Origin of the sequence: Veillonella sp. 3891 (genome assembly GCF_003992315.1) — a bacterium.
Taxonomy (GTDB): domain Bacteria; phylum Bacillota; class Negativicutes; order Veillonellales; family Veillonellaceae; genus F0422.
The window spans coordinates 1-15,226 of sequence record NZ_RQVE01000016.1 but is presented as its reverse complement, the minus strand read 5'-3'; the positions used below and the strand labels follow the sequence as shown (position 1 = coordinate 15,226).

At 37.0% G+C, this 15,226-nt stretch carries 11 protein-coding genes and 1 tRNA gene; 11 read left to right on the top strand and 1 reads right to left on the bottom strand.

The features are described 5' to 3' along the window. Positions 1-50: 50 nt before the first annotated feature. The 9 genes from gyrB to EO118_RS07675 all read left to right on the top strand — a co-directional run bounded on the left by gyrB (position 51) and on the right by EO118_RS07675 (position 10,249). Positions 51-1,952, top strand: coding sequence for a DNA topoisomerase (ATP-hydrolyzing) subunit B (gene gyrB, locus EO118_RS07715; protein WP_127069374.1), 1,902 nt, complete (start codon positions 51-53; stop codon positions 1,950-1,952). Between the two features lie 11 nt (positions 1,953-1,963). Next, a complete protein-coding gene (locus EO118_RS07710; RefSeq protein ID WP_127069373.1) occupies positions 1,964-3,406 on the top strand; it encodes an amino acid permease in 1,443 nt (480 codons plus the stop codon). A 317-nt stretch (positions 3,407-3,723) separates the two neighbouring features. Continuing rightward, on the top strand, positions 3,724-4,428 hold the full coding sequence (locus EO118_RS07705) for an AzlC family ABC transporter permease (RefSeq protein ID WP_127069385.1): 705 nt from the start codon (positions 3,724-3,726) through the stop codon (positions 4,426-4,428). Positions 4,429-4,430: 2 nt separating this feature from the next. After that, on the top strand, positions 4,431-4,760 hold the full coding sequence (locus EO118_RS07700; RefSeq protein ID WP_127069372.1) for a branched-chain amino acid transporter permease: 330 nt from the start codon (positions 4,431-4,433) through the stop codon (positions 4,758-4,760). Between the two features lie 347 nt (positions 4,761-5,107). Continuing rightward, a complete protein-coding gene (locus EO118_RS07695; protein WP_127069371.1) occupies positions 5,108-5,425 on the top strand; it encodes a heavy metal-binding domain-containing protein in 318 nt (105 codons plus the stop codon). A 197-nt stretch (positions 5,426-5,622) separates the two neighbouring features. Next, positions 5,623-6,972, top strand: a complete 1,350-nt coding sequence (locus tag EO118_RS07690) for a hemolysin family protein (RefSeq protein ID WP_127069370.1) — start codon at positions 5,623-5,625, stop codon at positions 6,970-6,972. A gap of 365 nt (positions 6,973-7,337) precedes the next feature. After that, the gene (locus EO118_RS07685; RefSeq protein ID WP_127069369.1) at positions 7,338-7,652 is read left to right on the top strand and encodes a hypothetical protein; all 315 of its coding nucleotides are present in this window, start codon (positions 7,338-7,340) and stop codon (positions 7,650-7,652) included. 545 nt (positions 7,653-8,197) lie between these two features. Further along, positions 8,198-8,274, top strand: a tRNA-Arg gene (locus tag EO118_RS07680). Between the two features lie 487 nt (positions 8,275-8,761). Beyond that, the gene (locus EO118_RS07675) at positions 8,762-10,249 is read left to right on the top strand and encodes a YadA-like family protein (protein ID WP_127069368.1); all 1,488 of its coding nucleotides are present in this window, start codon (positions 8,762-8,764) and stop codon (positions 10,247-10,249) included. An 88-nt stretch (positions 10,250-10,337) separates the two neighbouring features. Here EO118_RS07675 and EO118_RS07670 read toward each other — a convergent pair whose 3' ends face one another. Further along, entirely contained in the window at positions 10,338-11,681 is a 1,344-nt protein-coding gene (locus EO118_RS07670) for a PepSY domain-containing protein (protein ID WP_127069367.1), read from the bottom strand. 231 nt (positions 11,682-11,912) lie between these two features. On the opposite strand from EO118_RS07670, the gene EO118_RS07665 reads away from it, so the two are divergent. Continuing rightward, positions 11,913-12,728: a MetQ/NlpA family ABC transporter substrate-binding protein gene (locus EO118_RS07665; protein ID WP_126939818.1), complete on the top strand. Its 816-nt coding sequence runs from the start codon at positions 11,913-11,915 to the stop codon at positions 12,726-12,728. A gap of 322 nt (positions 12,729-13,050) precedes the next feature. Further along, a complete protein-coding gene (locus EO118_RS07660; RefSeq protein WP_127069366.1) occupies positions 13,051-14,385 on the top strand; it encodes an NAD(P)-dependent oxidoreductase in 1,335 nt (444 codons plus the stop codon). Positions 14,386-15,226 lie beyond the last annotated feature (841 nt).

Sequence of the window (15,226 nt, the reverse complement as noted above, 5' to 3'; positions counted from 1 at the left end):
TATGGTGACCAGTATGGGATGTCATTATATAAATAGTAGGAGGATGTCAGATGGCAGAACAAACGAATTATGATGCCGGTAATATACAGGTCCTCGAAGGCTTAGAAGCCGTTCGTATGCGACCTGGTATGTATATTGGTAGCACATCTGCCCGTGGATTACATCACTTGGTGTATGAAGTTGTAGATAATAGTGTGGATGAGGCCTTAGCTGGGTATGCCACGCATATTGAAGTGACTATTTGTGAAGATAATAGTATCGAAGTTATCGATGATGGTCGTGGGATTCCAACAGGGATGCATGAAACAGGTATGCCTGCGGTAGAACTCGTATTATCTAAACTTCACGCAGGTGGTAAATTTGGCGGTGGTGGATATAAAGTGTCTGGTGGTCTTCATGGGGTAGGTATTTCTGTAGTGAATGCCTTAAGTGAATGGACTATCGTAGATGTATACCAACATGGAAAAATTCAAGAAATTTCTTTTGAGCGTGGTAATAAAACGTCTGATTTGAAAGAAATCGGTACGACGGATCGCACAGGTACGACAGTACGATTCAAACCAGATGCACAAATTTTTGAAACTACCATTTTTGAGTTTGATGTATTAAAAACTCGTTTACAAGAATTGGCGTTCTTGAATAAAGGATTACGCATTACCTTGTCCGACAAACGTGGGGAAGGTCGCAGTGAAAGTTTCCACTACGAAGGTGGCTTAGTACAATTCATTGAGTATTTAAATGAAGCGAAGGAAGCCATCACACCGAGCGTTATCTCTATTGATAATACCCGTGATGATGTGGTGGTAGATGTGGCGTTACAATATAACGATAGCTATAGTGAAACGATTTTATCCTTCGTTAACAACATTAATACCATCGATGGTGGTACGCACCTCAGTGGTTTCCGTACTGCTTTAACACGGACCTTGAATGACTATGGTCGCAAAGCTGGCATTTTGAAAGAAAATGAAAGCAACTTGACTGGGGAAGACGTGCGAGAAGGCTTAACAGCTGTAGTAAGCGTAAAAGTATTGGAACCACAATTTGAAGGCCAAACAAAAGGTAAATTAGGCAACAGCGAAGTCAAAGGTATTACAGATACCATCGTATCTGATGGATTGCGTGTCTTCTTAGAAGAACATCCAGCAGAAGCGAAGAAAATCATCGAAAAAGCAACCAATGCGAGTCGTGCTCGTGAAGCAGCCCGTAAAGCTCGTGAATTGACACGCCGTAAAAATGCTTTGGAAGTGAGCTCTTTACCTGGTAAATTGGCAGATTGTTCTGAAAAAGATACAACTATGACAGAAATTTACCTTGTCGAAGGTGATTCTGCGGGTGGTACCGCAAAACAAGGCCGTGATCGTCGTTACCAAGCGATTTTGCCATTGCGCGGTAAAATTCTAAATGTAGAAAAAGCTCGTCTTGATAAAATCTTAGCCAATGCAGAAATTCGTTCTATGATTACTGCCTTTGGTACAGGTATCGGACAAGACTTTGATATTACGAAGAGCCGTTACAATAAAATCATTATCATGACCGATGCGGACGTGGACGGCGCGCATATTCGTACTTTATTATTAACATTCTTCTATCGCTATATGCGACCATTGATTGAAGAAGGTCATGTATTCATTGCACAACCACCGTTGTACCAAATTAAAAAAGGTCAAAAACAGTGGTATGCCTACAGTGACCAAGAACTTTCAGATAGATTGGACGAAATTGGACGTGAAAATATTACCATCCAACGTTACAAAGGTCTTGGTGAAATGAATGCAGAACAATTATGGGATACAACGATGAACCCTGAACATCGAACAATCCTACAAGTCAGCATGGAAGACAGTATTGCAGCAGATAAGATATTTAGTGTTTTGATGGGGGATAAGGTTGAACCTCGTCGAAAGTTTATCGAAGATAATGCTGAATATGTACGAAATCTTGACTTATAAGGAGAAGTCCTATGGAAAATAATAAATTAAAAAGAAGTTTAAAATCCCGCCATATGAATATGATTGCATTGGGCGGTGCCATCGGTACAGGTTTATTCGTAGCCGGTGGTGAAGTAGTGAGTACAGCAGGTCCTGGTGGTGCTTTAATTGCCTATAGTTTCATCGGTATCATGGTATATTTCTTGATGACTAGTTTAGGGGAAATGACCACTTATTTACCAGTATCTGGTTCCTTTGGTACCCATGCTTCTCGCTATGTAGATAAAGCTTTAGGCTTTGCCTTGGGTTGGAACTTTTGGTTCAACTGGGCCATTACATTAGCGGCGGAACTCGTAGCGAGTGCGTTTATTATGAAATACTGGTTCCCTGATGTGCCAGCTATCATTTGGTCTGCTTTGTTCTTACTGATTCTATTTGTATTGAACTATTTTTCAGCTCGTTCCTTTGGTGAAAGTGAATATATATTCTCTAGCATTAAGGTCATCACTGTTATCGTATTTTTACTATTAGGTACATTATTGATCTTAGGTGTAGGAACTCCATCTCCAGGATTCCATAATTGGACCTTAGGTGAGGCACCATTTGTAGGGGGATTCTCCTCTATCTTGGCTATTTTTATGATTGCTGGTTTTTCTTTCCAAGGGGTAGAATTAATTGGTACTGCTGCTGGTGAATCGGAAGATCCAGAGAAAAATATTCCAAAAGCCATCAACTCTATTTTCTGGCGTATTTTACTGTTCTATATTGGTTCATTCATTGTCATCGGTTTCTTAATTCCTTATAATGATCCAAACTTATTGAATAGTTCTGTAGAAAATGTATCTATCAGTCCATTTACATTAGTATTTGATCGTTTCGGATTTGACTGGGCGGCTCATTTCATCAATGCTATCTTATTGATTGCCGTATTATCTGCTGGTAATTCTGGTTTATTCTCCTCCACACGCATGCTTTATGCATTGTCTAAATCAGGAGATGCACCAAATGTATTTGGTTCCATTAACAAACGAGGTGTACCAGTTCCAGCATTATTGGCAACAGCAGCCTTTGGTTTGTTTGCCTTCTTAACATCCTTAATTGGAGAAGGTCAAGCCTATACTTGGTTGATTAACATCAGCGGTATGAGTGGATTCATCACATGGGTGGGCATTGCAATTGCACATTATCGTTTCCGTCGTGCTTATGTGGCACAAGGTCATGATGTATCTAAATTGCCTTACAAAGCATCTTGGTTCCCATTTGGTCCATTGTTTGCTTTGGCATTGTGCTTGATCATCATTGCTGGTCAAAACTATACAGCCTTCATGGGTGAAAGTATTGATTGGTACGGAGTGTCCGTTGCGTATATTGGTCTTCCAGTATTCTTCGCCGTGTACTTATGGTATAAAGCAAAATATAAAACAAAAGTAGTTCCTCTAAAAGAAGTCGATTTATCTCGCGATTTTGAGGACTAATAGAAACAGCCTATGGGAAGTTGTCCCGTAGGCTGTTTTGTTCTTGCTAAGTAAATTTATAAGTAAGATAGGATACTATAGGAAATAGGTTATAAGATAATTTTTTGTTGACCTCTTATATATTTTATGAATATATGAGTATTCTAGAAATTGATAATATGATAGTATAGTAAAAGTGACACTAAATTATTTGCATCTATGTACATATTTTGAATATATATGTATTTAATAGTTTATATAAAATTATTGTCAGTATTTTATAAAACTTGATAATCTAGTAATATTAATGATACATGATGAAAGAAGAGACGGTATATATGGAACATGAACCAACAAAAAACAAAATAAGCTCTGCTTTTAGATATGCCTTTCCTAAAACAACGCCCATCTTATTTGGATTTTTATTTTTAGGACTATCCTATGGTATTTATATGTACTCTATGGGATTTTCCTGGGGCTATACATTGGCATTGAGTGCTCTCATTTATGCAGGGTCTATGGAATTTGTAACAGTAGCTATGTTGCTATCTCCTTTTGATCCAGTGAGTGCATTCTTAATTACACTCATGGTGAATGGTCGTCATATATTTTATGGATTGTCCATGCTAGAAGTATATCGAAATACAGGTTGGTTAAAACCATATTTAATATTTGGCATGTGTGATGAGAGTTTTTCTATCAACTACACATCACAAATTCCTTTAGGAGTGTCTAAGGGTTGGATTTATTTTTTTGTAACCTTATTGAATCAGTTATACTGGGTGGTCGGTTCTATCATAGGTAATCTATTTGCATCGGTAATCTCCTTTGATGGAAAAGGTTTGGAATTTGTACTCACCGCACTCTTTATTGTGTTGGCTATAGAACAATATAAAATTCAACGGAATTTGATTAGTTCTAGTATAGGATTAGTGATTCCTGGAATTGCCTTGTGGATATTTGGTAGTGAACACTTTATGATTCCTGCTATGATTGGTATCGTGGTGATATTAAGTCTATTACGTAACACAATGGAGGGGTAGCAATGACTTTCATAGAACAGATGATAACCATTGCCATTGTTGTGCTAGGCACTATGGCAACACGATTTTTACCATTTGTCATATTTAACTCGAAAACGAAAACACCCGCTTATGTGCAGTATTTAGGGAAAGTATTGCCGTCGGCGACGATGAGTTTATTGGTCGTATTTTCCTTGCGACATGTGGACCTATCCGGTGTGTATCATGGAATGCCAGACATGATTGCCGTGGCTGTGACAGTGCTACTCCATTTGTGGAAGGGAAATATGTTCCTATCCATTGGGGGTGGAACAATTTTATACATGGTGCTGGTGCAACAAGTGTTTATTTAATATTACTTATGTCTTATCAGAGATACTATTAGTTGGAATTATTCTAATATTTAGGCAGTATTGCTATATGAGTATGGTATCATCAATATAGTATGCAAATGAAATTTATAAAAATAACTTAAATTGAAGGGGCTGTAATAAAATGGCTCCAAATAAAATAGAGTAAAGTTGATCAAAAACATCAACTTTACTCTATTTTTATATGTTAATAAGCAAACGAGTATATAGGCTATTTTTGTTATAATTATTGTATGGCATAATGCTCGCATAGAAGGAACTATTCTAAATATGATATAATACGAATCATAAGGTTTGTAACATACCAATATGAGAATAAAGGAGATACTATGATTATTACAACAACCATGCAAATTGAAGGTCAACTAATTAAAGAATATAAAGGAATTGTATTTGGAGAAGTTGTGGAAGGTCGTAACTTTGTAAAAGACTTTTTTTCTTCCATTCGAGATGTTGTAGGTGGCCGTAGCAATAGTTATGAATCATCTTTGGCCAGCGCTCGTGAAGCGTCTTTGAAAGAAATGAGCAAACGTGCAAAAGCTATGGGAGCCAATGCCATTGTAGGCGTATCCGTAAGTTATGAAACATTGGGTGAAACTAATGGCATGCTCATGGTGACATGCACAGGAACAGCTGTTGTGATTTAAAATATATTTGGGTTATTTTTATAAATAGTAAACAAGTATTATATAAGAATGCAGAAGTATTCCAATATATTTAGTAAAAATGCACGGTAAGTATTGTGTTAGTATATAATATAAAACTATTCAAAATTAATAGATGATTTGATATATATATATAGTGTAGTTTTATATATAGGAATCGATAAGGAGAGATAGAATCAGTGGGCAGTGACATAGGTATAGAAATTTTAATTGTAGTCATACTCATCATTTTAAATGGTCTATTTTCCATGACGGAATTGGCCATTATCAATGCTCGTAAAGGGTTATTAGAAGAAAAGGCGGAAGCAGGTAATCGAGGAGCCCGCATGGCTATCAAGCTAGCGGAGGATCCAAATGAAATGTTTTCTACTATACAAATTGGTATTACTCTAATTAGTATTGTCACTGGTTTGTACTCAGGTGCTACTTTTTCTGATCCTATGGCGACATATATTAAAGAACATATATTGTGGCTAGCTGATTATGCGGACACGATAAGCCCTATTTTTATCGTATCTTTAACGACCTATTTATCCTTGGTCATAGGAGAATTGGTGCCGAAACGGTTGGCTTATAACTCGCCAGAATCTATCGCCATCATGATGGCTATTCCTATGAAATACTTCGCCACTGTAACAAAACCATTGGTGGCACTCCTCAGTGTGTCTACGACTATGTTACTGAAAGTATTAGGTGTGAAACACAAGGAAGAAGCACCAGTAACGGAATCGGAAATTAATAAAATGCTTGTGCAAGGTGTGGAGCTGGGCGCCTATGAAGAAGAAGAGCCGGTGCTGGTAGAAAATATTTTCCGCTTAGCTGATCTCGATGCCAGCGATATTATGACACCTCGTACACAGTTGACGTGGATCGATATCAACGCTAGTGATGATGAAATCTTAGAAACTATTATGGAATGTAACGAACATCGTATTCCAGTAGGCGACGATTCCTTGGATGACTTGAAAGGTTTAGTCTCTTCCGTAGATGTGTTGGCACAACAAATGAAAGAAAGCCATCGTCCGATGAAAGATATCTTAGCCTATTGTATGCGTAAACCTGTGCTCGTACCAGAATCTCTGTCCTTGATGAAAGTATTATCTACTTTCAGAGAAGAAGGTACCCACGAAGCCATTGTGCTAGACGAATATGGTGGCATGAGCGGGATGATTACGTTCCACGATATTATGGAAGAAATTGTAGGCTTGATGCCATCTGGGGAAGAGGAAAAGAAAGAAGAAGAAAATCGTATCGTTCAACGAGAAGATGGAACGTATCTTGTGGATGGGCTCATCAGTATTGAAGAACTGAAAGAATACTTCGAAGTGGACGAACTATTACCAGGCGAAGAAGATGATCTGTACAAAACATTAGGGGGATTCGTGACATACTTAATTGGTCGTATTCCAAAAGAAGCCAATCGCTGTCACTACGGACCATTGCAATTTGAAGTGATGGATATGGATAACACACGAGTAGATAAAGTGATGGTGACACGGAAAGTAGTAATGGAAAATAATAAAATATAAAAAATAGAGGAAAGTTGATACTTTTTATCAACTTTCCTCTATTTTTTATATATTCTATTCATTACCAAATAACCTCTTCCTCTAGAATACATTCGGATAGTAAAGTATTTTTTCCTTCTAGTAAGAGTTCTTTATATTTGATGATTTGTGTTAAAAAATTAAAAATATTTTCTCTAGAATTTGTAATATCAATAATTTCTATGTGTATCACCTCTTTACGCACATTATAGTGTACGTAATTATAAAAAGCAATGGTATATATATTGCCACCATTTGGAAAGATACGATATAATAGGAACAGAATACATCAGAGTATAAGTATAGTATACGTCGTAACTTATGTTAGTCATGAAAGAGGGTACACCATGGAATGGGTATATTTAGCAATTCATTATGGAGATAATGAGCGCGGTTATATTGCGTATAACAAAGAAACAAAAGAATGCCAAGTGGTATTAGAAGATGCGGCTTGGAAAGAAAAAGTAGAATCTTATTTGCAAGCAGAACAAATAGTAATGCATGCCACAGGATTAAATACATACGATGAGTTGACAGTACAACCATTGGATTCCTATGACAATTTAAAATTAGCATTAACTCGTATGTGGAACAAAAATGGGGTGCAAGTTGATTGGGGCATTCCAGTAGAAGTAGATGGCCAATTATATTTTGCTGAATAAGCAAGATCATATGGTGGATATTTAACACTTGTAAGGTACGATGTGATGCATAGTACCGATGAAAGTATGATTGTAAGAGCATATCTGATAAATAGCAGTATACGAAAGCCTATAGAACAGTTGAAAGTTGTTCTATAGGCTTGTTATGTATATAGTAAATAGATTATAAATGTGCTGAGATCTAAGTGTCTAAAAAAACTAGTATATGTGTGTATGGATCGAACATTTCGAAAGAAAATTAAACACTTTTATCGTACATATGGAACAGTTATCCACCTAACTGTGGATAACTTAGTGTATAACTATGGGTATAGGTTGTGAGTAGCTTGTTAATACCTTGTGTATTTACTGTTAATAACTCCGTAGTTATACACATCTTATACACAAAAAGTGAATAACCCTTGTACTATAAGGCTTCATTGAATCGTATTGGGTAAGAAAGAATGTTCTGTATTGTGGATATGAACATAGGATACAGATCGAATCTTATTTTAGATTTTATATTGCTAGGTACAGTATAGTTAGACTATAATAGATGTATACTTGCGTTCATAGCTCAGTAGGATAGAGCGACAGTTTCCTAAACTGCAGGTCGGGGGTTCAATTCCCTCTGGGCGCACCAGATATAAAGGGGCTGTAAGAAAATAGCCCACAAATAAAATAGAGGAAAGTTGATCAAAAAGTATCAACTTTCCTCTATTTTTTATATGTTTAATGAGCAAAAGGGTCCCGAAAGACCCTTTTCATTGGTATAACGTAATTATGAAAAAAACTAATACCAATGCATATAGTTATACCAAAATTGGCGAGACCTCGCCAACTAGTTTTACCATTGGATTATGGCATTTTGATCAAAGAAACAGTGCCTTTATGTATAATTTACTTTGTTCATCAATATAATTCTTTGCAGAACTATAAATGCTATCATAAGAATAGAAATGACGATATAAGGATGTACAAAATATATTACGCATCAGATACTAGATGCATGAGGTAATATAACATTACATGTAAGATGTAAGAGATGAAAATATTATAGTATGAGAATGATACTAAGCATGTTATAATATAATTCATATGTAATTCATATACTAAGGAGAAGTTGTAACATGATGAGAAAGAACGTAGTATTAGCGACATTGGTTGCCTTACTGTGTACATCAACAGTATTCGCAGAAGAAGTAAATCTAGGTAAGAATGGAGATATGAGCACAGCCTATACAGCTGGTGGTGTATCAATTGGTAAGGGTACAATTGGATCGAAGGATAAGCGGATTAGTGCTCCTATTGGGATTGGATATAATCATAATATTAATGCTAATTTTGGGATTGCCTTAGGCTATGGAGCTACTATTGAACAAAATGGAGAACAAGGAATTGTCATCGGTACTAGTTCCTATGTGGGTAAATTAACGGATACAGAAGAATTAGGTGAAGTACCACATGATACGCCTACAAAGGTGGGGAATCAATCAGAACATGTGATGCATGTGGATGATTATAAACCATTAGATGAGTCAAAAGATAAAAAAGATACGCCAATGATTCCAAAAGGATTTGAAGAGAAAGTAGCCTTCCAATCGATGGCAATTGGTAATGATACTAGGGTCTATGGATTTGATGCCGTAGGAATTGGTAATGCTGTTCGGGCAAACGGAACGGATTCCATCGCTATTGGTAAAGCCAGCCGAGCTTGGCTAGATGAGTCCATTGCCATGGGGTCCCAAGCTGTGACAGCAAAGAAAAGAAGTATTGCTCTAGGAAGGTTTGCTACTACTTTATCAGAAGATAGTATAGCCTTTGGTAATCGCTCAGAAATATCTTCTAAAGCAGATAGTAGTATGGCTTTGGGTGCTTGGTCGCGCGTGAAAGATAAGAATAGTGTATCTATTGGTGTGTATTCTTCTACAGAAGGACGTGGTGCTGCCATAGATGGCACATCTGCTTTCTCAGGAGATACGGTGAAAGCAGCTGAAGGTGTTGTCTCTGTAGGTACAGAGGGATACACTATGCAATTTGATAATGACACTTTAGATATTCCAGAGGTAAAACGAAGAATTGTCAATGTAGCTGGTGGTATTAAAGATACAGATGCAGTGAATGTGAAACAGTTGAAAGCCATCACAAATGCCCTAGGATATACACCTGAAGAAATCGAGAAAATGAATGCTGGTACGGGATCAAAACCAGAAAGCATCGTCAGCCAAGTTCATACTGTGAAAGCCATGGCAGAAGAGGCCAATGATACAGCAAAAATCGCAGGGGCCTCTGCTATTGCCTTAGGTGCTTTAAAACCTCTGCCATATGATGGTACAGATCGGACACAAGTCATGGCTGGTGTAGGCCAATTTAAAGGTACAAAAGGTGTGGCATTAGGAATAGGTCATTATACAAATAAAGATAGATTCTATAATTTTGGACTTAGCCTTGCGGGACATACCCTATCTTGGAATGCAGGAGCTTCTTTCAGAATCGGTAAAGATGAAAAGAAACCTATGATTTCCAACGATTATGAGATGCGCATCCAACAGTTAGAAGAGAAAAATGCTGAATTAGAACAAAAATTGAATCAGTTATTGGTGATGCAAGGGAAATAACATAACAATAGAGGTCATAGTTATACAATGTAACAATGACCTCTATTTTTCTTTTCATAAGGCTATGAGAAAGATTACCATAGATATATTATAGAGTTTCTTTGATTCGAGTATAGTACTGATATAAAGAGTATATAAAGAGTACTAAAGGAATCAATAAGCAGATAGCACCAATTGTTTCTGTCATAGAATTAGGCCACATTGGAATGATTAAACCACAAGCGATGAATGCACTAGATATGGTAGGAATTCTCCATATATGAGTAGGGGATAAAATAGGTTTGATAGGTGTAGTTTTCATAGGTATATGATATCGTTTCATAATCGTTAAGATGATTCCTAATACCATACCAATGATGAGGATAATATCCCAAATAGCCCATAATATTTTTAATGCCATGGAATTATGATTATGAATATGTAAGTTTATCATAGTTTTCATTCCGGTAAAATACCAAGGAATTTCTTTCGTTGCATACTGATCGAGAGTTGAATCAGTATATAAATTGGCGTATACAGGCTGTCCTAAAAACATGGCAGGATCGTCATCATTTTGGCTACCTAAATAAAAGGCATAGTGATAATTATTAAATCTTGAAGGATAATCCATAGAAATAAGTTGACGATTAGGATAGGTTGATAGAATTCGTTGAATCGCTTTAGAAGGAGATAAAATTTCGGATGTATGATTAGCTAATTCTTGTGTTGCCATAGAGGATACACTTGTTGTGTAATAATCATTAACAATAAAAAAACCTCCAATCCATACACCTGTAAGTGATAATATAATTCCCCAAACAGAAGCAATCATAGAAAATTCACGATGAAGAGCACTCATATGTAATCGGGTTGATGTTTGAGTGCTTCGTTTATAGGCGGAACTGAAAGGGCCGTATAAAAAGATACCACTAAGGATGGATAAGAAGCATATCATAGATAGAATAGTTACAAGATAAATACCAAATTTTCCTAAGGCTAATCGAGTATGTAATTCATGAATTGTATGTAGTGCACTTCGTACCCATGGATGCGCAGGGGTGACACGATGAGATTCAACAAGTGTATTAGAATTTGGGTTATATAAGGTATAGTCTCCTCCCATACCCATTCGTGCAGGTGGGGCAGATGTGGCTGATGAATCAATAATTCTATAGCGTAATAGGTTAGATCTATTCATGGTTGGAGAAATATTCAAAATATCTTTGGATGGATATTGTTGTTTTACTAATGCAGCACCCGCATCTGCTGCATCAAATATAGAGGATGAGGATGGACTCATTGTCATAGTAGATGTACTATGAGAGGGTTGTCCTAAAGACCAAGCATTTAATTCATTTCTAAATAATAATAATAAACCGGTAATGCAAAACATAAGAAAAAATATAATAGAAAAGATAGATATTCTCTTATGCCATTTGTAAAAAGTTGACATATAGTTACTCCCTTCATATAAAAACATGATTATAATAACTTAAATATTTTAGAAATTCAATTATTTGTGACTATGAAAAAAAGTTTCAATGTATATAAATTATAGTTTTTACCTATTAATAGTGTAATAAAATTTATATTGGGCAAGAGAAGATTCTTATGATATTCTGTATACTCAGAATTGAAATATAATTTTTATTAGTAGTATTTGTAGTTATGAAAGGATTCAGTTATGAAATTAAAATCATTATTCACGCCCTTATTAGTGGGCATATTAGCGTTAGGCATTGCGGGCTGTGGCACATCCACAACGACGCAGGACACGCCGAAGGAAATTAAAATTGGTGCTACGGCAGGTCCTCATGCACAAGTGGCTGAGGCGGTAGCGAAGGAAGCACAAAAACAAGGTATCCAGTTGAAAGTGGTGGAATTTTCCGATTACATCACACCAGACAAGGCCTTGGCAGATGGAGATATCCAATTGAATGCGTATCAACATGTGCCGTTCTTGGAAAATTTTAACAAGCAAAACAATTCTAAACTCGTGCCAATCGGAAAAACGATTTTAATGCCAATGGGTATCTACAGTAATTCTGTGAAATCTCCTATCGATGTAAAAGATGGCGACACGGTAGCAATTCCAAATGATCCAACGAATGGTGGACGTGCCTTAGCCTTATTACAACGAGCAGGTCTTATCAAATTGAAAGAAGGCGTTGGTTTCAAAGCCACAGTAGCAGACATTGTGGAAAATCCTAAGAACCTAAAAATCCAAGAACTTGAGGCAGCACAATTACCTCGTAGCTTAGATGATGTGACATTGGCGACGATTCCGATGAACTATGTGCAAAGCGCAGGCATCAACGTAGGTGAAAAAGGATTGTACTTAGAACCAAAAGATGAGCCATTAGCGGTGATGATCTTGGCCACACGTGAACAAGATAAAGACAATGAAACTTACAAAAAAATTGCAGAGATTTATCAGTCTGAAGCAATCAAACAATTCATTGCAGAAACTTTCAAAGGAACTATTACATCTGCAAATTAATCACAATTACTACAGAGGTCTACCCATGTGGTGGGCCTCTTTTTTGTATTGTTGAAACGATAGGGGGTATCGTTGCATAATATATAAAAATACATAGTTACACACAGTGCGCACATATGGTATACTATAGGATATATCTTTTAGTACTTTCACTAAGAAAAGGGATGGCTAATTCCATGGATACAGTAAGGGTGTAGCCATTGTTACAGTGGAGAGGACTAGTCTATGGTATACTATACGTATTATATCGAAATAAGTAAGAACCTATAAATAAAGTATGTAAAGGAAAAGTGTGTCACCAGAGTGGTGCAAGGAGGTCTTTATGGAGCTGCGACAAGAGATAGAATTTGATAAAGATTATACGATGGAAGAAGCATTTATTGAGGCGAAGCGTTGTTTGAATTGTGCGAAACCATTGTGCCGTACAGGTTGTCCTATTGAAAATGAAATTCCTCGTTTTATTCAAGCTATTGCGCATGGTAATTTTGGATTAGCTAATGATATTATTGCTGAGCGTAGTAGTTTACCAGCTGTGTGTGGTCGAGTGTGTGCTCGTGAAAAACAATGTGAAGGGGCATGTATTTTAAATCGTGCGAATAAACCTATCAATATCGGTAAATTAGAACGCTTTGCAGCTGATTTTGAAAGCGATAATAATCTTCGTAAGGTGAAACCAAATCGTAAAGACCAAGGTAAAATTGCTATTATCGGATCTGGTCCTGCTGGATTAACTGTAGCTGGTGATATGGCAAAATTAGGCTATGATGTGACTGTGTTTGAACGCCAAGATGAACCGGGTGGTATTCTGTTATTTGGGATTCCAGAGTTCCGGTTGGGAAAACGAATTGTGCGCCGTGAAGTAAAACGATTACAAACATTAGGTGTTACTTTTGAATGCAATGTCACAATCGGTCCAGATCGTAACTTAGATGCTCTTTTTGAAGAAGGTTTCGATGCCATCTTTATTGCTACAGGAACTCATGTACCAGCGGAAATTTCTTTGCCTGGCGATGACAAAGCCGGTATGTTACAAGCGATGGCATTATTAACATCGGTACAATTAGTACAAAATGGTAGAGCCGAAGAAGAATTGATCCCTGTATATAAAGGCGATAAAGTTGTCATCATCGGTGCTGGTAATGTGGCGATGGATGCGGCTCGTACTTGTGTTCGTCTTGGTGCTGAAAGTGTCACTGTGACGTACCGCCGCGGGGAAGAACAAATGCCAGCGAACCCAACCGAGTTTGAAGAAGCGAAAGAAGAAGGTATTCGTTTTGAATTTTTAGCCGCTCCAAAAGAAGTAACTGGTTCAGATATCGTAGAAGGGTTGACATTAACACGCCAAGAATTACAAGAAGATGGATCTGTGAAAAGCACTGGCGAAGACTTTACCTTACCAGCAGATAAAATCATTGTGGCCATTGGTCATAAACCGAATGCTCGTCTAGTAGGTCCTGGTAATGGCATCGAAGTGAACGAAGCTGGCTATGTAGTAACACGAGATATGCCATATGGTATGACAAGCCGTCAAGGTGTATTCGCAGGCGGTGATGTAGTGCATAAACCAGCTACTGTAGTATTGGCTATGCGAGAAGCTAAAAAAGTAGTAGAAGGTATCGTGAACTATTGCGAGGCAAAACGTTTCTTAGGGGAATAAGATTTAAATTTTTATTAACCTGTGATATAATTGGAATGGAAAAGTTGATGATTTCCATTTACAAGCAAAAGAAACCCCACGGTCGGCCAACCGTGGGGTTTTATTTTTTTACAATTTATGATACAATTTAGACAAGCGAAAAAGAGTAATGGTGATTCCATAAAGCTCACAAAAAAAACACCCAGGTGGCGAGACCTGGGTGTTTTTATTTGTCTATATAGCTGACAAGGCTAGGCTAGTTACTTCTTAAATACTCGATCTAGCCATTTACAAATGTAGTAAGCGAGGACATTTGCCGTAATCGAGATAAAAAGAGTAAGGAGTATTAATTCCATAAATCTCACCCCCTTTCTGTTACCAGTATAGGGGAAGTAACACTTATAGTATAACAGATTGTGGAAAATAAGACATATATATCTTGTAAAAAATACTGGAATACCCTTGCACACAGTGGACAAAGGTGTTACAATAGTAGACAGTTATTAAATTTTTAAAGTATTACACTTATAGTTAAGATTCGTACGCATATCGTACAGAAAGGAGATTATCATGGTATTGTTAGCAATTCTCGTGCTCGTCCTGTTCCTAGTCGTGAACGTCATTAGAACTAACAATTCCATAGAGGTCGCCTTTTCTTTGGTAGAGTTACCATCTTAGGTTTCTTTGTATACAGCATAAGGAATCTAAGTTGTTGTAGTCTATTTGATTAACGTACATACATATATACTAAAAGGCGATTCCAGAGGGGTCGCCCTTTTTTATGGCTTGAATTTATGATCTAAGTGCAACTAAAAAAGATTCATAGCTTTCTGATAAAATAGTGTTTGCAAAGACATCTAAA

Excerpts from the sequence above, each read along its gene's own strand:
- gyrB (WP_127069374.1), top strand. The coding sequence starts at position 51 with ATGGCAGAACAAACGAATTATGATGCCGGTAATATACAGGTCCTCGAA.
- EO118_RS07710 (WP_127069373.1), top strand. The coding sequence starts at position 1,964 with ATGGAAAATAATAAATTAAAAAGAAGTTTAAAATCCCGCCATATGAAT.
- EO118_RS07705 (WP_127069385.1), top strand. The coding sequence starts at position 3,724 with ATGGAACATGAACCAACAAAAAACAAAATAAGCTCTGCTTTTAGATAT.
- EO118_RS07700 (WP_127069372.1), top strand. The coding sequence starts at position 4,431 with ATGACTTTCATAGAACAGATGATAACCATTGCCATTGTTGTGCTAGGC.
- EO118_RS07695 (WP_127069371.1), top strand. The coding sequence starts at position 5,108 with ATGATTATTACAACAACCATGCAAATTGAAGGTCAACTAATTAAAGAA.
- EO118_RS07685 (WP_127069369.1), top strand. The coding sequence starts at position 7,338 with ATGGAATGGGTATATTTAGCAATTCATTATGGAGATAATGAGCGCGGT.
- EO118_RS07675 (WP_127069368.1), top strand. The coding sequence starts at position 8,762 with ATGATGAGAAAGAACGTAGTATTAGCGACATTGGTTGCCTTACTGTGT.
- EO118_RS07670 (WP_127069367.1), bottom strand. The coding sequence starts at position 11,681 with ATGTCAACTTTTTACAAATGGCATAAGAGAATATCTATCTTTTCTATT.
- EO118_RS07665 (WP_126939818.1), top strand. The coding sequence starts at position 11,913 with ATGAAATTAAAATCATTATTCACGCCCTTATTAGTGGGCATATTAGCG.
- EO118_RS07660 (WP_127069366.1), top strand. The coding sequence starts at position 13,051 with ATGGAGCTGCGACAAGAGATAGAATTTGATAAAGATTATACGATGGAA.